Origin of the sequence: Pseudomonas sp. Irchel 3F6, from assembly GCF_900187595.1 — a bacterium.
Classification (GTDB): domain Bacteria; phylum Pseudomonadota; class Gammaproteobacteria; order Pseudomonadales; family Pseudomonadaceae; genus Aquipseudomonas; species Aquipseudomonas siliginis.
The window spans coordinates 863696-886866 of sequence record NZ_FYDP01000001.1 but is presented as its reverse complement, the minus strand read 5'-3'; the positions used below and the strand labels follow the sequence as shown (position 1 = coordinate 886866).

Sequence of the window (23171 nt, the reverse complement as noted above, 5' to 3'; positions counted from 1 at the left end):
GCCATGCACGATCTCGAACTGACTGAAGAACAAGTGATGATCCGCGACATGGCCCGGGATTTTGCCCGTGGCGAAATCGCACCCCACGCCCAGGCCTGGGAAAAGGCTGGCTGGATCGACGACGCCCTGGTGGCGAAGATGGGCGAGTTGGGCTTGCTCGGCATGGTCGTGCCTGAGGAATGGGGTGGCACTTACGTCGATTACGTTGCCTACGCGCTGGCGGTTGAGGAAATCTCTGCCGGTGATGGCGCGACCGGCGCGTTCATGAGCATTCACAACTCGGTCGGCTGCGGCCCGGTGCTCAACTACGGCAGCGACGAACAGAAACAGACCTGGCTGGCCGATCTGGCCAGTGGGCAGACCATCGGTTGCTTCTGTCTGACCGAACCCCAGGCCGGTTCCGAAGCGCACAACCTGCGCACCCGCGCCGAACTGCGCGACGGCCAATGGGTGATCAACGGTGCCAAGCAATTCGTCAGCAACGGCAAACGGGCAAAACTGGCGATCGTCTTCGCGGTAACCGATCCGGATCTCGGCAAAAAAGGCCTGTCAGCGTTTCTGGTGCCGACCGACACACCGGGTTTCATCGTCGATCGCACCGAACACAAGATGGGCATCCGCGCCTCCGACACCTGCGCGGTGACGCTGAACAACTGCAGCATCCCCGAGGCCAATCTGCTCGGCGAACGCGGCAAGGGCCTTGCGATTGCCCTGTCCAACCTTGAAGGCGGACGCATCGGCATCGCCGCGCAGGCATTGGGTATCGCCCGGGCGGCTTTTGAAGCGGCGCTGGCTTATTCGAAAGACCGGGTGCAATTCGACAAGCCGATCATCGAGCACCAGAGCATTGCCAATCTGCTGGCTGACATGCACATGCAGATCAACGCCGCACGGTTGCTGATCCTGCATGCAGCGCGGCTGAGGACGGCGGGCAAACTATGCTTGTCCGAGGCTTCGCAGGCCAAGCTGTTCGCATCGGAAATGGCCGAGAAGGTGTGTTCGTCGGCGATCCAGATTCATGGCGGCTATGGCTATCTGGAGGATTACCCGGTCGAGAAGTACTACCGCGATGCGCGGATTACCCAGATCTATGAAGGGTCGAGCGAGATACAGCGGATGGTGATTGCGCGGGATTTGAAGAACTATCAGCTGTAATGGCGTTGGCCCTTCCCCTCACCCCAGCCCTCTCCCCAGGGAGAGGGAGCCGACCGGGTCGGTTACGGATTCAGCGGCAACCTTTCAGGTCGGCGTAATTTGCCCATATCACGCGGTCAGTCCCCTCTCCCCAGGGAGAGGGAGCCGACCGAGTCGGTAACGGATTCAGCGGCAGCCTTTCAGGTCGGCGTAATTCGCCCATATCCCGCGGTCAGTCCCCTCTCCCCAGGGAGAGGGAGCCGACCGAGTCGGTTACGGATTCAGCGGCAACTTTTCAGGTCGGCGTAATTCGCCCATATCCCGCGGTCAGTCCCCTCTCCCCAGGGAGAGGGAGCCGACCGAGTCGGTTACGGATTCAGCGGCAACCTTTCAGGTCGGCGTAATTCGCCCATATCACGCGGTCAGTCCCCTCTCCCCAGGGAGAGGGAGCCGACCGGGTCGGTTACGGATTCAGCGGCAACATTTCAGATCGGCTTAATTCGCCCATATCACGCGGTCAGTCCCCTCTCCCTGGGGAGAGGGCTAGGGTGAGGGGCTTTTGAAGCTCACACACTATTTGCCTTGGAATTCAGCCTGACGCTTGGCAATAAACGCCGCCATCCCTTCCTTCTGATCCTGCGTCGCAAACGCTGCATGAAACACCCGGCGCTCGAAACGCACGCCCTCGCTCAGGTTGACCTCGAACGCGCGGTTGACGCTCTCCTTGATCATCATCGCAATCGGCAGTGATTTGCCGGCGATCACCGCCGCGACTTTCAGCGCTTCATCAAGCAGCTCATCGCTTGGCACGATCCGCGCGACGATGCCGCAGCGCTCGGCTTCCACCGCGTCGATCATGCGCCCGCTCAGGCACATTTCCATGGCCTTGGCTTTGCCCACCGCGCGGGTCAGGCGCTGGGTGCCGCCCATGCCCGGCAGCACGCCGAGGTTGATTTCCGGCTGGCCGAATCTGGCGTTGTCGCCAGCCAGAATGAAGTCGCACATCAGTGCCAGTTCACAGCCGCCGCCGAGGGCGAAACCATTGACCGCGGCGATGATCGGCTTGCGCCGGTTGGCCACGCGATCGCTGTCGCTGAACAGATCGTCCATGTAGATCTGCGGATAGGTCAGCTCAGCCATTTCCTTGATGTCGGCGCCAGCGGCGAAAGCTTTTTTCGAACCGGTGAGGACGATGCAGCCAATGTGCGCATCGGCTTCCAGCGTATCGAGGGCGTGGTTCACTTCGCTGACCAGTTGCGCGTTCAGCGCGTTCAATGCCTGTGGCCGGTTGAGGGTGATCAGGCCGACGCGGTCGCGGGTTTCCAGCAGAATCGTTTCGTAAGTCATGAATAAAATTCCTTGTCAGAGATTGCGCGAAATGACCATGCGCTGAATGTCGCTGGTGCCTTCGTAGATCTGGCAGACGCGCACGTCGCGGTAGATGCGTTCCAGCGGAAAGTCGTTGAGGTAACCGTAACCGCCAAGGGTTTGCAAGGCCATGGAGCAGACCTTCTCAGCCATTTCCGAGGCGAACAGCTTGGCCATCGACGCCTCGACCAGCGCCGGTTGGCCGCTGTCACGCAAGGCTGCGGCGTAATGCACCATTTGCCGGGCGACGGCAATTTGCGTGGCCATGTCCGCCAGGCGAAACGCTACGGCCTGATGCTCGATGATCGGCTTGCCGAAGGTGTCACGCTCACGGGCATAGTCGCGGGCAGCTTCGAACGCAGCGCGGGCCATACCGACAGCTTGTGAGGCGATACCGACGCGGCCGCCTTCAAGGTTGGCCAAGGCAATCTTGTAGCCCTCGCCCTCCTCGCCCAGCCGATTGGCCACCGGCACTTTCACATCTTCGAATAGAATCTGGCAGGTGTCGGACGCGTGCTGGCCGAGTTTGTCTTCGACCCGCGCGACTTTGTAGCCGGGCGAGTCGGTCGGCACGATAAACGCGCTGATCCCGCGTTTGCCGGCGCTCGGGTCGGTCACGGCAAACACGATCACGATGCCGGCGTTCTGCCCGGAGGTGATGAACTGTTTGCAGCCGTTGAGCACGTAGTGATCGCCGTCCAGCCGCGCGCGGGTTTTCAGGCTGCTGGCATCGGAACCAGCCTGGGGTTCGGTGAGGGCGAAGGCGCCGAGCATCGCGCCGCTGGCCAGCGGTTTGAGGAAGCGCTCGCGCTGATCGTCATTGCCGAACTTGAGAATCGGCACGCAGCCGACCGAGTTGTGCACGCTCATGATCGTCGAGCAGGCACCGTCGCCTGCGGCGATTTCTTCCAAAGCCATGGCGTACGCGAGGTAGCCTGTGTCACAGCCCCCCCACTGCTCCGGCACGAGCATGCCGAAGAAGCCCAGCTCAGCCATCTCGGCGATGGCTTCCTTGGGGAAACGGTGCTCGCGATCCCACTCGGCGGCGAACGGCTTGAGCCGCTCCTCGGCAAACTGCCGGGCCATGTCGCGGATCTGGGTCTGGTCTTCGTTGGGGATCATGGTGAGTCCTTGAAATCTGAGTACGACATTGAACCCTGTGGGAGCGAGCCTGCTCGCGAAAGCGGTGTATCAGTCACGCATGTGCCGGCTGAAACGACGTCTTCGCGAGCAGGCTCGCTCCCACAGTTGATCGGCGATGCCTTCAGTAAACGCATTCCACAGCCATGGCCGTGGCTTCGCCGCCGCCAATGCAGATCGCTGCAATGCCGCGCTTGAGCTGTTTCTGCCGCAGCGCGGCGAGCAACGTCACCAGAATCCTCGCTCCCGAGGCGCCGATCGGATGGCCCAGCGCGCAGGCGCCGCCATGCACGTTGAGCTTGTCGTGGGGAATCTCCAGGTGCGTCATCGCCGCCATGCCGACCACGGCAAACGCTTCGTTCACTTCAAACAGATCCACCTGATCCAGCGCCCAACCGGTCTTCTTCACCAGTTTCTTGATCGCGCCAATCGGTGCGGTGGGAAACAGCCCAGGGGTATCAGCGAACGCAGCATGCCCATGAATCACCGCCAGCGGCTTGAGGCCCAGTTGCTGCGCATGGGACTGGCGCATCAGCACGAGCGCCGCCGCGCCGTCGGAAATCGAGCTGGAGTTGGCTGCGGTGACCGTGCCGCCCTCGCGGAACGCCGGTTTCAGCGAGGCAACCTTGTCGAGTTTGGCTTTTGGCGGCTGCTCATCGTTGCTGATCACCACCTGCTCTTTGCCGACGGTCACCGTCAGCGGAACGATTTCGTCGGTGAAGCTGCCATCCTTGATCGCCTGTTGCGCGCGGGTAGTCGAGGCAATGGCGAAAGCATCCTGCGCTTCGCGGCTGAAGCCGTTGGCCTCGGCGCAATCCTCGGCGAAGGTGCCCATCAGGCGGCCCTTGTCGTAGGCGTCTTCGAGGCCGTCGAGAAACATCGAATCAAGCACGCGGCCGTGGCCCATGCGATAGCCGGCGCGGGCGCGATCGAGCAGGTACGGCGAGTTGGACATGCTTTCCATGCCGCCGGCGATCACCACGTCGGCACTGCCGGCAAGCAGCATGTCGTGAGCCATGATGGTGGTCTGCATGCCCGAGCCGCACATCTTGTTCACCGTGGTGCAGCGCGTCGATTTATCCAGCCCGGCGCCCAGCGCAGCCTGACGTGCCGGCGCCTGACCGAGGCCGGCGGGCAGTACGCAACCAAACAGCACTTCATCAACCGCGTCGCTGGCGACACCGGCGCGTTCGACCGCAGCCTTGATCGCCGCCGCCCCGAGTTGCGGTGCGGTGAGGCTTTTCAGTTCACCTTGAAAACCGCCCATTGGTGTGCGGACAGCGCTGACGATAACAATCGGATCATTGGACATAGTCATGACTAATCCTCCTTACTTGGCGGCCATGCGCAAGGCGCCGTCGAGACGGATCACCTCGCCGTTGAGCATGCTGTTTTCGATGATGTGGCGCACGAGCGCGGCGTATTCGGCAGGCTTGCCCAGACGCGGCGGGAATGGCACACCCGCGGCCAGCGAATCGCGCACTTCCGGGGTCATGCCGGCCATCATCGGCGTTTCGAAAATGCCCGGTGCGATGGTCATCACGCGGATGCCGAAGCGCGCCAGTTCGCGGGCGGCCGGCAGGGTCAGGCTGGCGATCGCACCTTTCGAAGCCGAGTACGCGGCCTGGCCAATCTGGCCGTCGAACGCTGCGACCGAGGCGGTGTTGATGATCACTCCACGCTCACCGTCAGCATTGGCTTCGCTTTCGGCAATCGCCGCAGCGGCGAGGCGCAGCATGTTGAAACTGCCTATCAGGTTGACGTTGATCACCTGCGCGAAGCTGCTGAGTGCGTGCGGGCCGTTCTTGCCGAGAATTTTCTCGCCGCGAACGATGCCGGCGCAGTTGATCAGGCCATTTACGCTGCCAAACGCGGCGATCGTCGCTTGCACCGCCGCTTCGGCAGCCGCCTCATTGCTGATGTCAGCAACCACGCTTTGCGCACCCAGGCGCTGCGCCTGAGCGGCGACGGCTTCAGCGTTCATGTCGACCAGCATGACTTTGGCGCCGGCACTGACCAGCAATTCCGCGCTCGCGGCACCGAGGCCTGACGCGCCGCCGGTGACGATAAAAACCTTGTTCTCGATCTGCATGACGGTGTTCCCTTGGATTCAAGCTGAAACTCTGTGCGCCGCGGCCTCTTGAGCCTTGGCGATTTCCTGGTTGCGCAAGATAAAGCGCTGCAATTTGCCACTCGGGGTTTTGGGCAATTCGCTGACAAATTCGATTTCACGCGGGTACGAATGCGCGGCCAGACGCTTGCGCACGTGTTGGCGCAGTTCTTCGGCCAACTCCGGCGCGGCGCGGTACTGCGCGCTCAGCACGACAAAGGCTTTGACCAGTTCGGTGCGTTCCGGGTCAGGTTTGCCGACGACCGCCGCCTCGACCACCGCCGGGTGTTCGATCAGGGCACTTTCCACGTCGAACGGGCCGACGCGGTAGCCCGAAGTGGTGATCACATCATCACTGCGGCCGACGAAGCTGATGCTGCCGTCCGGGTTCCACTCCACGGTGTCGCCGCTTAGATAGTAGTTGCCGACGAAGGCCTTGATCGGCGCGCCTTCGTAGCCGCCGAACCAGCACATCGGCGACTGCGGGCGGTCGATGGCAAGAATGCCCGGCTGACCGACGCCGAGTTCGTTGTATTGCTCATCGAGCACGACGATGCGATGGCCCGGCGAAGCGAAACCGGCGGCGCCGACATGCACCGGGTGCTCGAGGCCGTGGTGGTTGCACAGCACCATGCCCAGTTCGGTCTGGCCGTAATGGTCGTGGATGACCACGTCGAGGTTGTCGGCGAACCAGCGGATCACTTCCGGGTTCAGCGGCTCACCGGCGCTGCTGACGATGCGCAGTTTGCCCTTGATCGATCTGGCGAACTCATCGCCACCGGCAATCAGCAAACGATAGGCAGTGGGCGAGCCGGTGAGATTGGTAATGCCGTATTTGTTGATCACCCGGCAGGTGCTTTCGAGGGTGAACGGGCCATCATAGAAGGTAATCGGGTGCCCCAGCGCCAACGGCCCAGTGACGCCGAAATAGATGCCATAGGCCCAGCCCGGATCGGCGACATTCCAGAACGCATCTTCAGGGCGCAGGTCCACCGCATCGCGGGTGTAGTTCTGGAACGCGACGATGGCTTTGAGCGGCACTGACAGCGCTTTCGCCGGCCCTGTGGTGCCCGAGGTGAACATCAGCAGGAATGGGTCTTCGCCGGTCAGTAACACCGGTTCGCAAACATTGGAATAGTTGGCCAGCTCAGCCCAGAAACTGAAATCACCGCGAACAATGCCCTGACCTTTGGCGCCACCAACGGTGACGATGGTCGGGCATGCGCTGACTTCATTGAGCTTGGGCCGGTTGACCGCGTCGGTGACCACGATTTTAGCCCCCGAGCTGTTCAGGCGGTGCTCTAGCGCTTTCGGCCCGAATGCGGTGAATAGCGGCTGATACACCGCGCCGATGCGCCAGGTGGCGAGCACGGTGATGAGCAATTCGACGTTGCGTGGCAGCAGGCCGGCGACTTTATCGCCCCTCTGCACGCCCTGGGCGAGGAGGAAATTGGCGAAACGCGCGGCTTTGTCTTGCAGATCAGTGAAGGTGTAAGTCGCACTTGAGCCGTCGCGACCTTCCCAGAACAACGCAATGCGCCCGGGCAAGGCATGGCGGTCGCAACATTCAACGCAGGCGTTGAGTGCCGCCAGCGTGCCGCTGAGCGACGCATCGACGGTGTGCTGATAGTTGAACTGTTCGGTGGCAGACAAGTAATCGCGCATTGCCAGAATCCCTCGGTGTTTTTATTAGGCTGGGAACCGTAAACAACACAGGGATAGTCGCGCCGCGCGGGCCTTGGGGCAATGGTCAAAGTTATCAACGTGGCTGACTGGTTTGGCCAAGAGGTTGCGGCCGCATGCCCTGTAGGAGCTGACGAGTGCAACGAGGCTGCGATCTTTTGATCTTGATTTTTACCATCAAGTACAAGATCAAAAGATCGCAGCCTTCGGCAGCTCCTACAGGGGACCGCATTTCAAAAATGTGGGAGCGAGCCTGCTCGCGAAGGCGTCGGGTCAGACCACCTCATTGAGGATCAGTGTGCGGTAATGCCCCGGGTTCGACCCCGACCACTTGCGAAACGCCTTGTAGAACGAACTGGCATCAGCAAAACCCAGCCGTGCAGCAATCTCGACAAAACTGATCGAAGGCTCCGCCAGCCAGGTAATCGCCAGCTCTTTGCGCACGCTGTCTTTCAGCCCCTGATAAGTCTGTCCTTCCTCGGCCAGACGCCGGCGTAATGTCGACGCGGACATGCACAGTTGCTGGGCCAGCGCCTCGGTTTCCGGCCATTGCTCGGCGGGGAGCTGCCGCAGATCCTGCTTGATCCGGCTGGCGAGGCTGTCGGGGTCGCGGTACTTGACCAGAATGTTGGCCGGCGCCTGGGCCAGAAAGCGCTTGAGTTCTTCGGCGCTGCGTTTGATCGGCAGATCGAGGCAATCGGCGGAAAAAATCATCCGAGTACGTGGGCGCTCAAACCGCAGGTTTTCCGAAAACATCACCCGATAATCGTCGGTGAAGTCCGGTTCCGCGCAGCGCAGTTCAATCGCCAGAATCGGAATCCGCCGCCCCGCCAGCCAGCACGCGACGCCGTGCACGATCATCCAGTAAGTGAAATAGGTGAAGGCGCGGCGCGGTTCGGCGTCGTCTTCGAGCAGGACGATTTCCGCCAGGCTCTGCTGATGCACCAGTTGCGCCGGCAGTTTTTCGAGCATCAACGACAGGAACGTCAGACCGGTATCCAGCGCCGCCGCCAGCGTCGGTTGCGCCATGGCGCTGCGACACAAAAACGCCAGGCTGCCGGATTTGAGCGGGCGCGGGTCCATGCCGAAGAACTCGTCATCACCGCGTCGTGCCAGCAGGCGCCAGAGTCTGGCGTATTGCGAGGCCGGCACCCTGCCCTCATCGGCCGCTAACAAAGCCGGATCGATGCCGACCTTGCTCAACGCCTCATCCGTTGCCGCACCCGGGGCACAGCTTTGCAGCAGCGCTTCGCGCACCAGTTGAATGGCAATGGTGTCTTTTTCTGCCATGGAGCGAGGTGAACCTTGTTGTTTTTCGGTGGTGGGCATCTTAACCCAGCTGCTGATTTCACCGCAGGGCCAATGTGGGAGCGAGCCTGCTCGCGAACGCGATGCGTCAGATAAAGAAATGTCACAGGCATACCGCATTCGCGAGCAGGCTCGCTCCCACAGGAATCACAGTCGTTCAGCTAAGGTTCAGCTAAATGTCAATGAATGCCATTTGGGAATGAGTGTCATTATGTTACAACTTAGCCTCCTATCTAAATCGCTGTGGCTCGCCAATGCTCGTTCCCTTTTTGATCATGTTGCGCGAAGGCATCGAAGCCGCGCTCATCGTCGGCATCATTGCCAGTTATTTGCAGCAGACCGGCCGTGGCCAATGGATGCCAGCGGTATGGATCGGCGTTTTCCTCGCTGCTGCCCTTGCGCTGCTGATCGGCGGTGGCCTGGAGCTGGTGAGCGCTGAATTCCCACAGAAGCAGCAGGAGTTGTTCGAAGGCGTCGTCGGTCTGGTCGCGGTGGGCATCCTCAGTTCGATGGTGTTCTGGATGCGCAAGGTCGCGCGGTCGATCAAGCACTCGCTGCAAGCCTCGCTGGATCAAGCGCTGACGCAATCCAGGCATCAAGTGATTGCATTGATCGCCATGGTTTTCTTCGCCGTCGCTCGCGAAGGCCTGGAAACCGTATTCTTCCTGCTCGCCGTGTTCCAGCAAAGCGAAGGCCCGGGCGCGCCGATCGGTGCCCTGATCGGCCTGATCCTGGCGGTGATCGTCGGTTTCCTGATCTACAGCGGCAGCATGCGCCTCAATCTTTCGGCGTTCTTCAAGTGGACCGGATTGTTCATCCTCGTGGTCGCCGCCGGAATACTCGCCAACTCGGTGCAGGCGCTGCATGAAGCCGGGCTGTGGAATCACCTGCAAACGGTGCTGTTCGACTTCAGCGCGACGCTGCCGATGGACGGCCCGCTGGGCTCGGTGCTGGCCGGCATGTTCGGTTACCAGGATGCGCCGACCGTCAGCACTCTTGGCGCGTACCTGATTTATCTGCTGCTGGCGCTGGTGATGTTCTTCATGCCCGCGCCGCGCCAGGCGCCGTCAACCACTTCCGTTTCCAGCCAATAAGGCCCTTCATGTCTACTACCCAAACCCCTCCGGCCCTGCGTTGGGCGCTGGCCGGCTCGGTGCTGCTGATGGTCGCCGCCGGCGGGCTGTTCTGGTACGCCTCGAACATGGCCGCCGCCAAGCGTCAGCACAACCACGATGAAATCGTCGTAAACATCCATCCGCACAGTTGCGAGCCAAATGCCCTGACGGTGCCCGCCGGCCGCGCCAGTTTTCGCATCGTCAACCGCTCCGAGCGTGCGGTCGAGTGGGAAATTCTCGACGGCGTGCTGGTGGTCGAAGAGCGGGAAAACATCGCGCCGGGCCTGAGCCAGGTGATCAATGCCAACCTGCAACCGGGCGACTATGCGATCACCTGCGGCTTGCTCAGCAACCCGCGCGGCACTTTGCACGTGACGCCGACGGCAGCCTCGGATGCCGCCGCCAAGGCCAAGCCGTCGATGGTCGCGTTCGTCGGGCCGCTGTCGGAGTTTCGTGTGTATCTGGCCGTCCAGGGCAGCGCGTTGATCAAAGCGGTGACGGCGCTGAACCAGGCGATCGCCAGTGGTGATCTGGCGCAGGCGCAAGCGTTGTACCTGCCGGCGCGTGCCGCTTATCAGCGTCTGGCGCCGGCGGCGCAGCGTCTGGCCGAGCTGGACAACCACATCAATGCCCGCGCCGATTATTTCGAAAAGCGCGAGCAGGATCCGGCGTTCGTCGGTTTCCATCGCCTCGAATACGCGCTGTTCGAGCAACGCAAACTCGACGATGTCGCGCCGATTGCCCAGCGCTTGCTCGCAGATGTCACCACCCTCAAGCAACAGTTGCTCGCGCAGTCACTGCCGCCGGAGCAACTGGTGGGCATCGTCGTGCGCAACCTCAACAGCCTCGCCGATGTGCGCGCTGGCAGCGGCGAAGAGGAACGCTACAGCCACAGCGATCTCAACGGTTTCGCCGCCAACGCGCAAACCGCGCGCAAGGTCGTCGACCTGCTGCGCCCGATGCTGAGCAAATCCTCCGCTGACGTGTTGGCGAATGTCGACCAGGCCATGAGTGACTTCGACAACCAGCTCAACGCGTTCAAATCCGCCGATGGCTACGTCAGTTACGACGCCGTGGCCGCCGCGCAACGCCAGCAGATCGCCGCCAAAGCCAAGGCTCTGGCTGCGGCAATGGATGGCATCGACCCCGCCCTCGGCCTTTCCGGCCTGTAAGCAGAAGACCACGACAGATGAACGATTCAGAACCTCTCAACCTGCAACGGCGCCGCGTGCTGATGGGCATGGGCGCCGCCGGTGTCGCCCTTGCCGGATCGGCGCTGAGTTGCCCGGCCATGGCCGCGCAGCCTGCGCAAGTCACCGAAGCGCCGAGCAGCGACAAGACCGAAGACCGCCACGACTTCCACGGTGTGCACCAGGCCGGCATCGTCACCCCGCGCCCGGCCTCCGGGATGCTGGTGGCGTTCGATGTGCTGGCCAGCGATCGCGAAGACCTCGAGCGGCTGTTCCGCACCCTCAACGAACGCATCGCGTTTTTAATGAAGGGCGGCCCGGTCGCGAAGGTCGACCCGAAACTGCCGCCGCTGGACTCCGGCATCCTCGGCCCGGTGGTCACCCCGGACAATCTGACCATCACCGTTTCCGTCGGCGACTCGCTGTTCGACGAACGCTTCGGTCTGGCAGCGGTGAAGCCCAAGCGCCTGCAACGCATGGTCGGCTTTCCCAACGACGCGCTGGACGCCGATTGCTGCCATGGCGATCTGAGCCTGCAGTTCTGCGCCAACACCGCCGACACCAACATTCACGCCCTGCGCGACATCGTCAAGAACCTGCCCGACCTGCTGCTGGTGCGCTGGAAACAGGAAGGCAGCGTGCCGCCGCAAGCCCCGGCCAAACCCGGTGTGCCGGCGCAGTCGGCGCGCAACTTTCTCGGTTTTCGCGACGGTTCGGCCAACCCTGATTCCAACGACGCCAAGGCCATGGAGCGGATTGTCTGGGTACAACCGGACAGTGACGAACCGGACTGGGCTGCCCACGGCAGTTATCAAGCGGTGCGCATCATCCGCAACTTCGTCGAACGCTGGGATCGCACGCCGTTGCAGGAGCAGGAAAGCATTCTCGGCCGGGTCAAGAGCAGCGGCGCGCCCATCGGTGGCCACACTGAAAGCGAAGTGCCGGATTACAGCAAAGACCCCGCCGGCAAGCTGACCAGGCTCGATGCGCACATTCGTCTGGCCAACCCGCGCACCGCCGCGACCCAGGCCAATCTGATCCTGCGCCGGCCGTTCAACTACTCCAACGGCGTCAACAAGAACGGCCAGCTCGACATGGGCCTGCTGTTCATCTGTTACCAGGCTGACCTGGAACAAGGCTTCATCACCGTGCAGACCCGCCTCAACGGTGAACCGCTCGAGGAATACCTCAAACCGGTCGGCGGCGGTTACTTCTTCACCCTGCCCGGCGCTACCGGCGATGACGACTTCATCGGTCGCTCGTTACTCGCTGCCACCTCCCAAAACAAAACCGCATGACACCCAACCGACACAGGAGCCGCCCCATGAAAAAGACGCCACTCGCATTATTGCTGACCCTTGGTTTGCTCAACACCCCGCTGGCGGCGTTCGCCGCGACCGCGCCGCTGGATCTGGTGGGGCCGGTGTCGGACTACAAGATTTACGTCACCGAGAAACTCGATGAGCTGGCCAGCCACACCCAGCAGTTCACCGACGCGGTGAAGAAAGGCGATCTCGCCACCGCGCAGAAGCTCTACGCGCCGACGCGGGTGTATTACGAGTCGATCGAGCCGATCGCCGAGCTGTTCAGCGATCTCGATGCGTCCATCGACTCGCGCGTCGATGACCACGAAAAAGGCGTAGAGGCTGAAGACTTCACCGGCTTCCATCGCATCGAATATTCGTTGTTCGCGGAAAAAACCACCAAGGGTCTGGATGCATTGGCCGACGGTTTGAACAGAGACGTGCAGGACCTGCAAACCCGTGTGGCCGGTCTGACCTTCCCGCCAGAGAAGGTCGTCGGCGGCGCTGCTGCGCTGTTGGAAGAAGTCGCGGCGACGAAGATTTCCGGCGAGGAAGACCGCTACAGCCACACCGACCTGTACGACTTCCAGGGCAACATCGACGGGGCGAAGAAGATCGTTGATCTGTTCCGTCCGCAGATCGAACAGCAGGACAAGGCGTTTGTTGCCAAGGTCGACAAGAACTTCGCCACGGTCGACAAGATCCTCGCCAAGTACAAAACGGCGGATGGCGGGTTTGAGACCTATGACAAAGTGAAGGACAACGACCGCAAAGCGCTGGTCGGGCCGGTGAATACGCTGGCGGAGGATCTTTCGATGATGCGCGGGAAGTTGGGTCTGAACTGATTTTTTAGCCTCTGGTCTGGCCCCTTCGCGAGCAGGCTCGCTCCCACAGTTGGAATGCATTTCCCTGTGGGAGCGAGCCTGCTCGCGAAAGCAATTCCGGACGCGCTAGAGAATCCGGTAGAGCAACCGCTCAATCCTCACCCGGCTCACCCGCTTGAGAAACTTCGCCACCCCTGCCGGGTAATCCGGCAGCGTTTCAAGCGACTGGAAGTTATCGATCCGCGTGGTATGGCGGAAGATGTTTTCCAGCTCTTTCGCCCGTGGCTCCAGCCACTCGCCTTTCGGGTCTTCGATCAGCAGCGCGTTTTCGAGGTCGAGGCGGAACGCCCGTGGGTTGAGGTTGTTGCCGGTCAGCAAGGTGTAGCGCTGATCGATCCACATGCCCTTGAGGTGATAGGTGTTGTCGCCGTCGCGCCACAGGTGCAGGTTCAACTGGCCGCTGTCGATGCTGTGCTGATGGCGTTTGGCGAAGCGGCGCAGGCTGATCTCGTATAGATACGGCAGCGCGGCGATCACCTTGAACGGCTCGCTCGGCGGAATGTAAAAATCATTGGCGGTCTTGTCGCCAACCACAATGTCGATCTTCACGCCCCGGGCCAGCGCGCGGTTGATCTCACGGATCACGCCCAGTGGCAGGTTGAAGTATGGCGTACAGATGGTCAGCTGCTTTTGCGCGCTGGCAATCAGTTCGAGAATCGCCCGGTTCAGCGGGTTGTTCTTGCCGACGCCGAGCAGAGGCGTGACCGACAGCCCATCTCTGCTGGTGCTGCCGGCGCCGGTGTCGTAGGTCGCATACTTGAGGCGACTGCGCAGGTCGCCGATGTCGTTGCGCAGGCTGCGCGTGCTCGGCAGGTTCGGCAGGTCGAGGCGATGCACGGCTTTCGATTCGATCAGTCCGTGCTTGACCAGATGATGCATCGAATCCGCGAGCTCGCGACTGTGCAGCACGTGGTAGCGGTCGAAGCGGTACTTGTCGAGTTTGTGCAGGTAGACGTTGTTCAGGCTCGCGCCGCTGTAGACCACCTTGTCGTCAATCACGAAGCCTTTGAGGTGCAGCACGCCGAACAACTCGCGGGTCTGCACCGGCACGCCGTAGATCGGCACTTCGCTCTGGTGCGTGCGGGTCATGTCCTGATACCAGGCGGCGTTGCCCGGCTGCTTGCCCGCGCCGATCAGACCGCGCTGGGCACGCAACCAGTCGACCACCACGGCGATTTCCAGCTCGGGACGCTTGAGCTTGGCTGCGTGCAGGGCATCGAGGATTTCCTGACCGGCTTCGTCCTGCTGCAGATACAGCGCGACGATGTAGATGCGCTGCGTCGCTGCGGCGATTTGCTCGAGCAGGCAGCGTCGGAATTCGACAGCGCTGGACAGAATGCTCACCGCCTCGGCGGTCAGCGCGAAGCTGCGCAGTTTGGGCAGCAGAGAACGTTTGAAAAGCAACGGCATAAGGCTCGCAAGGTTCGATTCCGAAGAGTTTGAGAGCTTACACCATCGTCTGCGCCGGGTCTTGTCAGTGTCAGTAATGGCCCCTTCGCGAGCAGGCTCGCTCCCACCGTTAAAATGCATTCCCCTGTGGGAGCGAGCCTGCTCGCGAAAGCGTTTTCACACACGCCGAAGAAATTCGCTTGACCAAGGAGAACAGTCGTTCTACTGTTCGCCACATGAACGAATCAATCAGCAATGACACACGCGACATCATTCTGGATGTCACCGAAAAGTTGATCTACAAAAGTGGCATCGCTGCCACCAGCATGGATCTTCTGGTGAAGACCGCCGGCGTCTCCAGAAAAAGCATCTACCGTTACTTTGCCGACAAGGACGCACTGGTTGTCGCGGCCCTTCAGCGACGCGATGATCGCTGGATGCACTGGTTCACAAGTGCCGTCGATCAGGCCGAAACCCCGGCCGATCGCCTGCTCAACCTGTTTACCGTGCTCAAGGGCTGGTTCGACTCGGAAGGCTTTCGCGGCTGCGCCTTCATCAACACCAGCGGCGAAACCGGCGATCCACAGGATCCAGTGCGGCTGGTGGCCAAAGAACACAAACAGAAGCTGCTCGACTACGTGTGCGAGCTATGTACCGAATATGGTGCCGAGGATCCGCAACTATTGGCCAGACAGTTGCTGATCCTGATTGAAGGCGCCATTACCATAGCGCTTGTGATGGGTGATCACAGTGCCGCCGATAATGCGCAATGCATGGCGCGAAAGTTATTGGGCCTGTAACTCTTAATAAGCCGGACTTGTTGTTCATACATTAAATGAAACAGGAGATTGAACATGTCGACTGCAGCCCAGGTACGTCCGCCATTGCCGCCATTCAACCATGCGTCAGCGATCGAGAAGGTGCGTCTGGCCGAAGATGGCTGGAACACCCGCGATCCGGAAAAGGTGTCGCTCGCTTATACCCTCGACACCAAATGGCGCAATCGCGCCGAGTTTGCCAACAACCGCGAAGAGGCCAAGGCGTTTCTGACGCGCAAATGGGCGAAGGAACTGGATTATCGCTTGATCAAAGAACTCTGGGCCTACTCCGATACGCGTATCGCGGTGCGTTATGCCTATGAATGGCACGACGATTCCGGCAACTGGTTCCGCTCGTACGGCAACGAGAACTGGGAGTTCGATGACAACGGCCTGATGTTCCAGCGCTATGCCTGCATCAATGACATGCCGATCAAGGAAAGCGAGCGCAAATTCCACTGGCCGCTGGGCCGCCGGCCGGATGATCATCCGGGGCTGAGTGAACTCGGTCTCTAAAGCCAACCCACCCCTGTGTAGGAGCTGCCGAAGGCTGCGATCTTTTGATCTTGATTTGATCGTTCCCACGCGCAGCAGCCGGGGTGCTCCGCGCCCCAGAAGATCGCAGCCTTCGGCAGCTCCTACACAGGAATGTATTCCAGACTGTAATTGACGACGGCATGCTCTGGCTCGCCGCAACAGTTCGATACAGGTAACATAACCGCCCTCCCCGCAGCCCACGTTCTGCGCCTTGCCGAATAAGCCGACTCCATGCCTTTCGAACTCAGCGTTGACCTCACCACCCTGGCCATTCTGGCTGCTGTTGCTTTCCTTGCCGGTTTCATCGATGCCATCGCTGGCGGTGGCGGTCTGTTGACCACGCCGGCGCTGCTGACGGCGGGCCTGCCGCCGCATCTGGTGCTGGGCACCAACAAGCTGAGCTCGACCTTCGGTTCGGCGACCGCCAGCTTCACCTTCTACAAACGCAAACTGTTTCATCCACGCCAGTGGACCCACGCGATTGTCGGCACCCTGGTCGGCGCGCTCACTGGCGCGGTGGTTGCGCATTACCTGCCGGCCGAGTGGCTGAACAAGATGCTGCCGGTGATCGTTTTCGCCTGTGGCCTGTATTTGCTGTTTGGCGGCACGCCGAAAGCGCCGCTGGACAGCGACGCGCCGATCAAAAAGAAATGGCAATCGACCCAAGGCTTCAGCCTCGGCTTCTACGATGGCGTGGCCGGCCCCGGCACGGGCGCATTCTGGACCGTGAGCAGTCTGCTGCTGTACCCGATCGACCTGGTCAAGGCCAGCGGCGTGGCGCGGAGCATGAACTTTGTCAGCAACATCGCGGCGCTGTCGGTGTTCATCCTCTCCGGACAGGTCGACTGGATCATTGGCCTGTGCATGGGCCTGTCGGTGATGGTCGGGGCTTTCTTTGGCGCGCGCACCGCAATCAGCGGCGGCGCCAAATTCATTCGTCCAGTGTTCATCACCGTAGTGCTTGGCCTGACTGTGCGCCTAGCCTGGCAGCACTGGTTCAGCGTGGCCTAAGCGCCGCGCGACGTAGACGTCGATCAGGTAACGGGCAATTGAACGCGACGCCGGCAACGGCGGCAAGTCATGCACGTTGAACCACTGGGCGTCCTCGATCTCGTCTTCCTGACAGACAATTTCGCCACCGGCATATTCGGCATGGAAGCCGAGCATCATCGAATGCGGGAACGGCCAGCACTGGCTGCCGATGTACTGGATGTTCTTCACTTCGATCTGCACTTCTTCACGCACTTCGCGAATCAGGCAATCCTCGGCCGATTCCCCCGGCTCAGCGAAACCGGCCAGCGTGCTGTAAACCCCGGTGACGAAACGCGGCGAGCGCGCCAGAAGGATTTCGTCGCCACGGGTGATCAGCACGATCATGCTTGGTGAAATGCGCGGATAACTGCGCAGATCGCACGGCTGGCAATACATCGCTCGTTCGCGCGGGACTTGCGTCATCGGCTGGCCGCAGTTGCCGCAGAAGCGATGCTCTCGTGCCCAAGTGCCGATCTGTGCGGCATAGCCGAGCACTTTGTACAACGTGTGATCGCCTTCGAGCATGAACGCTCGCAGCCCCTTCCAGCCGCAACCGGGCACATCGCTGACGCTGTGCAACTCAAGCAGATAGACCGGTTCGCCGTCGAGATGACCAATCCCGTGCTCAGCGAGGACTGAAAGGTCCTGGCGCTTGAGCCACTCGCGCGGGAACAGTGCGCCGTTGTCATCGAACAGGAAGCCTTCGGGGCTGCGCGCTACGGCCCAGCCGCCGGGTTGATCGGTGTCGAGTACTGCAGTGGTCCAGCGAGAGATCATGGTTAACTCAATCCAGAAATTCGGGTTTCTGTTTGCTCATGTGGGCGGCCATGGCCACGCGCAGATCGGTGGATTGCAACATGGCGGCGTTCCAGGTGGCAACGTATTCAAGACCATCGTCGATGCGATGGTCGCGCATGTAGCTGATCATTTCCTTGGTACCGGTCACGGCGATCGGCGACTTCGCAGCGATGTCACGGGCGATGCCGAACACGCCTTCGAGCAGCGTGTCCTTATCGCCGTAGACGCGATTGACCAGGCCCATGCTGCGTGCTTCCTCGGCGCCAAAGGTGCGACCGGTGTAAGCCAGTTCACGCAGCATGCCGTCTCCGATGATTCGCGGCAACCGTTGCAACGTGCCGACATCAGCGGCCATGCCGATGTCAATTTCCTTGATGGAAAATTGCGCGTCCTCGGCGGCATAACGCATGTCACAAGCCGAGATCAGATCGATTGCCCCGCCCAGGCAATAGCCCTGAATGGCAGCAAGCACCGGTTTGCGGCAATTGTCGACGGCGTTGAACGAGGCTTGCAGATTGAGAATCTTGCGCCGCAGCAGGCGCGCATTGCGGCCCACGTCCTTGCCCAGTTCATTGGCGACACCGGCGAGCATCATCAGGTCGATGCCCGATGAAAAATGCTTGCCGTTACCACTGAGGACCACCACGCGGACTTCGTCGGTATCGTCGATCCACTGGAAGATTTCGACAATCTCGCTCCAGAACGCCGCATTCATTGCGTTGATCTTTTCCGGGCGATTGATCTGCACATGGGCGATGTTGTCGGCCAGTTCGACGCTGAAGGCGGAGTATTGAGTCATGGCAGTGATCCTTTACCGGGCTGGGAAATAAGCCTCGAACTATAACAAGGCAACGGGGCGGCGGTTCGGCCAAATGCGGGACTGACTGGCGCGGCTCATTTGGGGAGCAGCCGAAGGCTGCGATCTTTTGGGACGCAGAGCGTCCCGGGCTGCATTCCCACGCAGAGCGTGGGAACGATCGATTGGCTTATTTCAGCCCCAGCCTGTAAAGCGAGCCATTCTCTTCATCTGTCAGCACATACAGATAGCCATCCGGCCCTTGACGCACGTCACGGATACGCTGATTCAACTCACCCAGCAAACGCTCCTCATGGACCACCTTGTCGCCATCGAACTGCAGGCGAATCAGTTCCTGGGACACCAGTGCGCCGATAAACGCGTTGTGCTGCCACGGCGTGAAGCGATCGGCGTCATAGAAGGCCATGCCGGTAACCCCGGGGGATTTTTCCCAGACATGGTGCGGCGCCACGGTGCCTTCAGCAGTTTTGCCCTTCGCCTCAGGAATCGGTTGCATCGAGTAGTTGATGCCATGGGTCGCCAACGGCCAGCCGTAGTTCTTGCCACGTTCGATGATGTTCACTTCGTCGCCGCCACGTGGCCCGTGCTCGTTCTCCCACAGCGTGCCGGTCCACGGATTGAGCGCCGCGCCTTGCGGGTTACGCAGGCCGTAGGACCAGATTTCAGGCCTGACACCGGATTGGCCAACAAAAGGGTTATCGTCCGGCACCTTGCCATCCGGGAAGATGCGTACGACTTTGCCTTGCAACTTGTCGAGGTCCTGCGCAGTCGGCCGATCGTTGTTTTCGCCCAGGGTGATGAACAGATACCCGTCGCGATCGAACACCAGCCGTGAACCGAAGTGGTTGCTCACCGACAGCTTCGGTTCCTGACGGAAGATCACATTGAAGTCCTTCAGCGTCTTCAGGTCATCGGAAAGCCGTCCGCGCCCTACCGCCGTACCAGCCTTGCCGCCCTCACCACCGCCTTCGGCATAGGACAGGTAAACCATGCGGTCCTGCTTGAAGTCTGGCGACAGCGCCACATCAAGCAAACCGCCCTGCCCTTTGGCCCAGACTTGCGGCACGCCACTGATCGGCTCCGACAGTTTGCCGTCCTTGCTCACAACGCGCAGATGACCCGGACGTTCGGTCACCAGCATGCCCTTCTGATCAGGCAGAAACGCCAGTGCCCAGGGATGTTCCAGGCCTTGGGCAATGGTGGTGACTTCAAGAATGCCCTGTTCGCTTTTCAGCTCTTTGGGCGCGGCGGCGAACGCCGGGGCACTGATCAGCGCGGCGGCGCAGCAGGTGGCTAGTAGGGTTTTACGCAACATGCACGATTCCTTTTGTTCGTGTGAAAGGCTGACAGAACATCAGTCCTGCCGTTCAACGGTTGTTGCCGGTGCCCCGTGAGGGCGGGTTGGGAATGAAGGTTGGCGGATTGCTCGGCACCGAACGAATCGGTTGACCATTGCCGATGCCGCGATTTTCAACGGTCGGCTGACGTGGCACGGGAACGGTGTTCGGCCCGCGAAGCGGCGGAGCGCTGGGCTGGGTGCCCTGCATGCTGTTGGGATTGGCCCGGCGGATCGGGCTGTTGTAGGGATTGTTGCTGTTGCCGGTGGGGCTTTGTGCGAGCACGACATCGGCATGAACCAAGCCACCACTTAAGGCGAGGACGGCGATGCCAATCAGAAACCGGTTCATGGGAATACCTCTCGATGTGCGTGGACTAGAGCCTTGGAGCCCACGCTACGCCGTGGGTTCGGATTTGTTAACCCTCGCGCCTTAAACAACATGTAACACGGCTTGACCATACCGTTGGAAGCCGCGCAATCACTGGAAACTTTCTCACCGCGCCACGGGTCACCTGATCATCACTCGGAGGACAGGTCATGGCTCGGGCAATCTGGAAAGGCGCAATCAGTTTTGGACTGGTACACATCCCCGTGGCGCTGGTTTCAGCGACGTCGTCCCAAGGCGTGGACTTCGACTGGCTCGACAGCCGCAGCATGGACCCGGTGGGCTACAAACGCATCAACAAGGTCACCGGCAAGGAAGTCACCAAAGAGAACATCGTCAAAGGCGTGGCCTACGAAAAGGGCCGCTACGTGGTGCTCAGCGAGGAAGAAATCCGCTCGGCGCACCCCGTCTCGACACAGACCATCGACATTTTCTCTTTCGTCGACGCCGAGCAGATTCCGCTGCAGAACATCGATACGCCCTACTATTTGGCGCCAGACAAGCGCGGCGGCAAGGTCTACGCGTTGCTGCGCGAAACCCTGAGCAAAACCAACAAGGTCGCCCTCGCCCGCGTCGTCTTGCACACGCGCCAATATCTGGCCGCGTTGATGCCGCTGGAGTCGGCGCTGGTTCTGGTGAAACTGCGCTGGCCGCAGGAAGTGCGCAGTCTTGATGAACTGGCGCTGGGCAGTGAAGTGACCAAGCCGCAATTGGCCAAGGGTGAGCTGGACATGGCCAAACGTCTGGTTGAAGACATGACCTCGGAGTGGTCGCCTGAGGACTACAAGGACGAGTTCGAAGACAAGATCATGGCGCTGGTCGAGAAAAAAGCCCACGAAGGCAAGATTGAGGACGTCGAGACCACCACTGGCGAGGAAGAACGCAAGACTGCCGATGTTATCGACTTGACCGAGCTGCTCAAACGCAGCCTCGGTGGCAAGGCACCGGCCAAGCCCAAGGCCAAATCAAGCAGTAAGGCGGCGCCGGCCAAGAAGACTCGGAAGGCGTCCGGGGAGTAAGCGTTGGGCCAGCTAGAGGTATGTTTGAAGTGAGGCCGCCTTCGCGAGCAGGCTCGCTCCCACAGGGAAACGCATTTCAAAATGTGGGAGCGAGCCTGCTCGCGAAGAGGCCGGTACTGACACCGCAAGTCTCAGATCAGAATAAAGATCGCCAACAACGCCGCAAAAATCGCCCACTTCTCCAGGTAATACCGCGTACGGTTGCGCTTCTTCAGCTCTTTGCCGCGCAAACGGATCTTGTAGATCTTGGTAAACAAGCGGTTGATACCACCGGTCTTGTCCCCCGCATCATTCGGCGCGCCTGCCGCTGACATCACGGTGCGGCTGAACCAGCGGTTGAACGCCGCCGCCCAGTGGTACTTCAACGGCCGCTCAATATCACAGAACAGAATGATCCGGTTCTGATCCGTGGTGTTTTCGGCGTAATGAATAAACGTCTCGTCGAACATCACCGCTTCGCCATCGCGCCAGTGATAGTTCTCACCGTCGACGTTGATGTAGCAGCCAGGATCGTTCGGCGTATCCAGACCCAGGTGATAGCGATAGGAACCGGCGTAAGGATCGCGATGGCGCACCAGCTTCGAGCCCGGCGGCAGCTCGGCAAACATCGCCGCCTTGATTGAGCCGATGCTCTGCACCAATTCAGTGGTGCGCGGGCACAGCTTCATCGCCGATGGATGGTTGTCGCCGTACCACTTGAGGTAGAAGCGCTTCCAGCCAGTCTTGAAGAAAGAGTTGAAGCCGACATCGTCATACTGATTCGAGCGCTTGATCTCGCCGGCACGCAACAGATTCTGGCCCTCCTCGCGAATCTCTTGCCAGTGCGCCTGCAACGGGCTCAGATCGGGAAAGTCCGCCGGGTTCAGATACGGCTTGTTGGGAATTTTCGAAAACAGATAGAGGAAGCAGTTGATCGGCGCGAGGAACGTCGAGTGGTCACTCAGTTGCCGCCCCAGCTTGTGGCGCACGCGTCCACGCAAGTGAACGTAAGCAATGGAGATGACATAAACAGCGGCAATGATGAGTTTCACGGAAAAGGGTCACACGTCAAAAGTGAACAAACTGCGCGCGTGGCGACCTGAGGCCCAGCGTCTTATGCAGCGGTCTTGATGCACAGGGCGCGTCCATGGCCCGCGCCGTTTCCGGGCGCTCGGTGAAAGGGTGGCATTTTAGCCACAGTTCGTAACCGATAGTGAACCCTCAACTGTGAAAAACTGTCTTGCGCGTTTGCGTGTAAAGCTCCAGCACACTTGAATCCATACAAACGCCCGTTGCTCATTTGGATGGAACCACGCTTGGCACGCGCTCCTCTATCGCTTACCAATAACGGAGGAACCCCCATGATCGCCCCACAAACCGGTATGAAACCAGGTCAGCGCTATCGCATTGAAAGCGTCGAGCGCGCGCCGCAATTCTCTGGCTTTTTTCTCGATGGAAAGTATTACCTGGGGCCTGAATTGCAGACCGCCGTCGGCTGGCTTGAAGGGCAAATGTTTTTCTACGACCAGCTCGACCCGACCGGTGAGCCGGTTTATCCGGGCAGAATTGCCGGCACGATCGAAGGGCTGACGCTGGTGATGCCGGACGGCTTACGCCTGGAGATCGAAGAGGCGCCTTATCTGGCGGAACCTCTTGCGCCGGTGCGCGCCTCCCTCACCGGGCGCATCGAGCGTATCTCGCGGCAGCCGATTCGCCCTTCGCCGCTGTTGGTAGCCGGGGCCGCGATGCTGGTAGGGGTTTGCCTGCTGACGATCTCGCGCATCAGAAATCGCTGAAGGCCACCGCGCGAGCAGTGGCCCAA

General features: G+C 60.7%; 22 protein-coding genes. 10 read left to right on the top strand and 12 right to left on the bottom strand.

Going from position 1 to position 23171, the window contains the following annotated elements; genetic code table 11:
• Positions 1–3: 3 nt before the first annotated feature.
• Positions 4–1155: an acyl-CoA dehydrogenase family protein gene (locus CKW30_RS03935; protein WP_095180014.1), complete on the top strand. Its 1152-nt coding sequence runs from the start codon at positions 4–6 to the stop codon at positions 1153–1155.
• 552 nt (positions 1156–1707) lie between these two features.
• On the opposite strand, the gene CKW30_RS03930 is transcribed toward CKW30_RS03935, so the two are convergent.
• The 6 genes from CKW30_RS03930 to CKW30_RS03905 all read right to left on the bottom strand — a co-directional run bounded on the left by CKW30_RS03930 (position 1708) and on the right by CKW30_RS03905 (position 8725).
• On the bottom strand, positions 1708–2481 hold the full coding sequence (locus CKW30_RS03930; RefSeq protein ID WP_095180013.1) for an enoyl-CoA hydratase: 774 nt from the start codon (positions 2479–2481) through the stop codon (positions 1708–1710).
• A 15-nt stretch (positions 2482–2496) separates the two neighbouring features.
• On the bottom strand, positions 2497–3624 hold the full coding sequence (locus CKW30_RS03925) for an acyl-CoA dehydrogenase (protein WP_095180012.1): 1128 nt from the start codon (positions 3622–3624) through the stop codon (positions 2497–2499).
• A 142-nt stretch (positions 3625–3766) separates the two neighbouring features.
• Complete coding sequence (locus CKW30_RS03920) at positions 3767–4960, bottom strand: acetyl-CoA C-acyltransferase (RefSeq protein WP_095180011.1); 1194 nt, start codon at positions 4958–4960, stop codon at positions 3767–3769.
• Between the two features lie 12 nt (positions 4961–4972).
• On the bottom strand, positions 4973–5734 hold the full coding sequence (locus CKW30_RS03915; RefSeq protein ID WP_095180010.1) for an SDR family NAD(P)-dependent oxidoreductase: 762 nt from the start codon (positions 5732–5734) through the stop codon (positions 4973–4975).
• Positions 5735–5752: 18 nt separating this feature from the next.
• Positions 5753–7417, bottom strand: coding sequence for an AMP-binding protein (locus tag CKW30_RS03910; RefSeq protein WP_095180009.1), 1665 nt, complete (start codon positions 7415–7417; stop codon positions 5753–5755).
• 291 nt (positions 7418–7708) lie between these two features.
• Positions 7709–8725 (bottom strand): AraC family transcriptional regulator, encoded by a 1017-nt coding sequence (locus CKW30_RS03905; protein WP_095180008.1) that lies wholly within the window; start codon positions 8723–8725, stop codon positions 7709–7711.
• Positions 8726–8997: 272 nt separating this feature from the next.
• Here CKW30_RS03905 and efeU point away from each other — a divergent pair, with 272 nt between their 5' ends.
• From efeU to efeO (CKW30_RS03885), 4 genes are read left to right on the top strand one after another with little or no spacing between them, the layout of a single operon-like run.
• Positions 8998–9837 carry an iron uptake transporter permease EfeU gene (gene efeU / locus CKW30_RS03900; protein WP_095180007.1) on the top strand — a complete coding sequence of 280 codons (840 nt, stop codon included), beginning with the start codon at positions 8998–9000 and terminating at the stop codon, positions 9835–9837.
• 8 nt (positions 9838–9845) lie between these two features.
• Positions 9846–11030, top strand: coding sequence for an iron uptake system protein EfeO (efeO, locus tag CKW30_RS03895; RefSeq protein ID WP_095180006.1), 1185 nt, complete (start codon positions 9846–9848; stop codon positions 11028–11030).
• 17 nt (positions 11031–11047) lie between these two features.
• A complete protein-coding gene (gene efeB / locus CKW30_RS03890) occupies positions 11048–12346 on the top strand; it encodes an iron uptake transporter deferrochelatase/peroxidase subunit (protein WP_095180005.1) in 1299 nt (432 codons plus the stop codon).
• A 26-nt stretch (positions 12347–12372) separates the two neighbouring features.
• Positions 12373–13197, top strand: a complete 825-nt coding sequence (gene efeO, locus CKW30_RS03885; protein ID WP_095180004.1) for an iron uptake system protein EfeO — start codon at positions 12373–12375, stop codon at positions 13195–13197.
• A 105-nt stretch (positions 13198–13302) separates the two neighbouring features.
• Here efeO (CKW30_RS03885) and pssA read toward each other — a convergent pair whose 3' ends face one another.
• Entirely contained in the window at positions 13303–14646 is a 1344-nt protein-coding gene (pssA, locus tag CKW30_RS03880; RefSeq protein WP_095180003.1) for a CDP-diacylglycerol--serine O-phosphatidyltransferase, read from the bottom strand.
• 215 nt (positions 14647–14861) lie between these two features.
• Between pssA and CKW30_RS03875 the strand changes: the two genes are divergently transcribed.
• From CKW30_RS03875 to CKW30_RS03865, 3 genes are all read left to right on the top strand, one after another.
• Positions 14862–15425 carry a TetR/AcrR family transcriptional regulator gene (locus tag CKW30_RS03875; protein WP_095180002.1) on the top strand — a complete coding sequence of 188 codons (564 nt, stop codon included), beginning with the start codon at positions 14862–14864 and terminating at the stop codon, positions 15423–15425.
• 54 nt (positions 15426–15479) lie between these two features.
• Positions 15480–15959, top strand: a complete 480-nt coding sequence (locus tag CKW30_RS03870) for a nuclear transport factor 2 family protein (protein WP_041480390.1) — start codon at positions 15480–15482, stop codon at positions 15957–15959.
• Between the two features lie 252 nt (positions 15960–16211).
• Positions 16212–16991, top strand: a complete 780-nt coding sequence (locus tag CKW30_RS03865; RefSeq protein WP_095180001.1) for a TSUP family transporter — start codon at positions 16212–16214, stop codon at positions 16989–16991.
• On the opposite strand, the gene nudC is transcribed toward CKW30_RS03865, so the two are convergent.
• The 4 genes from nudC to CKW30_RS03845 all read right to left on the bottom strand — a co-directional run bounded on the left by nudC (position 16959) and on the right by CKW30_RS03845 (position 20315).
• On the bottom strand, positions 16959–17789 hold the full coding sequence (gene nudC / locus CKW30_RS03860) for an NAD(+) diphosphatase (RefSeq protein ID WP_095180000.1): 831 nt from the start codon (positions 17787–17789) through the stop codon (positions 16959–16961). The two genes, CKW30_RS03865 and nudC, sit on opposite strands and share 33 nt — an antisense overlap.
• A gap of 7 nt (positions 17790–17796) precedes the next feature.
• Positions 17797–18609: a crotonase/enoyl-CoA hydratase family protein gene (locus tag CKW30_RS03855; protein WP_095179999.1), complete on the bottom strand. Its 813-nt coding sequence runs from the start codon at positions 18607–18609 to the stop codon at positions 17797–17799.
• Positions 18610–18796: 187 nt separating this feature from the next.
• A complete protein-coding gene (locus CKW30_RS03850) occupies positions 18797–19942 on the bottom strand; it encodes a PQQ-dependent sugar dehydrogenase (RefSeq protein ID WP_041480394.1) in 1146 nt (381 codons plus the stop codon).
• Positions 19943–19994: 52 nt separating this feature from the next.
• On the bottom strand, positions 19995–20315 hold the full coding sequence (locus CKW30_RS03845; RefSeq protein ID WP_095179998.1) for a hypothetical protein: 321 nt from the start codon (positions 20313–20315) through the stop codon (positions 19995–19997).
• 188 nt (positions 20316–20503) lie between these two features.
• Here CKW30_RS03845 and CKW30_RS03840 point away from each other — a divergent pair, with 188 nt between their 5' ends.
• Positions 20504–21370 (top strand): Ku protein, encoded by an 867-nt coding sequence (locus CKW30_RS03840; RefSeq protein ID WP_056785952.1) that lies wholly within the window; start codon positions 20504–20506, stop codon positions 21368–21370.
• Between the two features lie 131 nt (positions 21371–21501).
• Here CKW30_RS03840 and lpxO read toward each other — a convergent pair whose 3' ends face one another.
• Positions 21502–22401 carry a lipid A hydroxylase LpxO gene (gene lpxO / locus CKW30_RS03835; protein ID WP_095179997.1) on the bottom strand — a complete coding sequence of 300 codons (900 nt, stop codon included), beginning with the start codon at positions 22399–22401 and terminating at the stop codon, positions 21502–21504.
• A gap of 309 nt (positions 22402–22710) precedes the next feature.
• On the opposite strand from lpxO, the gene CKW30_RS03830 reads away from it, so the two are divergent.
• Positions 22711–23145: a hypothetical protein gene (locus CKW30_RS03830; RefSeq protein ID WP_056785950.1), complete on the top strand. Its 435-nt coding sequence runs from the start codon at positions 22711–22713 to the stop codon at positions 23143–23145.
• The last annotated feature ends 26 nt before the right edge of the window (positions 23146–23171 follow it).

Bases quoted from the DNA above. Each gene is read 5' to 3' on its own strand.
- CKW30_RS03935 (WP_095180014.1), top strand. From the start codon at position 4: ATGCACGATCTCGAACTGACTGAAGAACAAGTGATGATCCGCGACATG.
- CKW30_RS03930 (WP_095180013.1), bottom strand. From the start codon at position 2,481: ATGACTTACGAAACGATTCTGCTGGAAACCCGCGACCGCGTCGGCCTG.
- CKW30_RS03925 (WP_095180012.1), bottom strand. From the start codon at position 3,624: ATGATCCCCAACGAAGACCAGACCCAGATCCGCGACATGGCCCGGCAG.
- CKW30_RS03920 (WP_095180011.1), bottom strand. From the start codon at position 4,960: ATGACTATGTCCAATGATCCGATTGTTATCGTCAGCGCTGTCCGCACA.
- CKW30_RS03915 (WP_095180010.1), bottom strand. From the start codon at position 5,734: ATGCAGATCGAGAACAAGGTTTTTATCGTCACCGGCGGCGCGTCAGGC.
- CKW30_RS03910 (WP_095180009.1), bottom strand. From the start codon at position 7,417: ATGCGCGATTACTTGTCTGCCACCGAACAGTTCAACTATCAGCACACC.
- CKW30_RS03905 (WP_095180008.1), bottom strand. From the start codon at position 8,725: ATGGCAGAAAAAGACACCATTGCCATTCAACTGGTGCGCGAAGCGCTG.
- efeU (WP_095180007.1), top strand. From the start codon at position 8,998: ATGCTCGTTCCCTTTTTGATCATGTTGCGCGAAGGCATCGAAGCCGCG.
- efeO (WP_095180006.1), top strand. From the start codon at position 9,846: ATGTCTACTACCCAAACCCCTCCGGCCCTGCGTTGGGCGCTGGCCGGC.
- efeB (WP_095180005.1), top strand. From the start codon at position 11,048: ATGAACGATTCAGAACCTCTCAACCTGCAACGGCGCCGCGTGCTGATG.
- efeO (WP_095180004.1), top strand. From the start codon at position 12,373: ATGAAAAAGACGCCACTCGCATTATTGCTGACCCTTGGTTTGCTCAAC.
- pssA (WP_095180003.1), bottom strand. From the start codon at position 14,646: ATGCCGTTGCTTTTCAAACGTTCTCTGCTGCCCAAACTGCGCAGCTTC.
- CKW30_RS03875 (WP_095180002.1), top strand. From the start codon at position 14,862: ATGAACGAATCAATCAGCAATGACACACGCGACATCATTCTGGATGTC.
- CKW30_RS03870 (WP_041480390.1), top strand. From the start codon at position 15,480: ATGTCGACTGCAGCCCAGGTACGTCCGCCATTGCCGCCATTCAACCAT.
- CKW30_RS03865 (WP_095180001.1), top strand. From the start codon at position 16,212: ATGCCTTTCGAACTCAGCGTTGACCTCACCACCCTGGCCATTCTGGCT.
- nudC (WP_095180000.1), bottom strand. From the start codon at position 17,789: ATGATCTCTCGCTGGACCACTGCAGTACTCGACACCGATCAACCCGGC.
- CKW30_RS03855 (WP_095179999.1), bottom strand. From the start codon at position 18,609: ATGACTCAATACTCCGCCTTCAGCGTCGAACTGGCCGACAACATCGCC.
- CKW30_RS03850 (WP_041480394.1), bottom strand. From the start codon at position 19,942: ATGTTGCGTAAAACCCTACTAGCCACCTGCTGCGCCGCCGCGCTGATC.
- CKW30_RS03845 (WP_095179998.1), bottom strand. From the start codon at position 20,315: ATGAACCGGTTTCTGATTGGCATCGCCGTCCTCGCCTTAAGTGGTGGC.
- CKW30_RS03840 (WP_056785952.1), top strand. From the start codon at position 20,504: ATGGCTCGGGCAATCTGGAAAGGCGCAATCAGTTTTGGACTGGTACAC.
- CKW30_RS03830 (WP_056785950.1), top strand. From the start codon at position 22,711: ATGATCGCCCCACAAACCGGTATGAAACCAGGTCAGCGCTATCGCATT.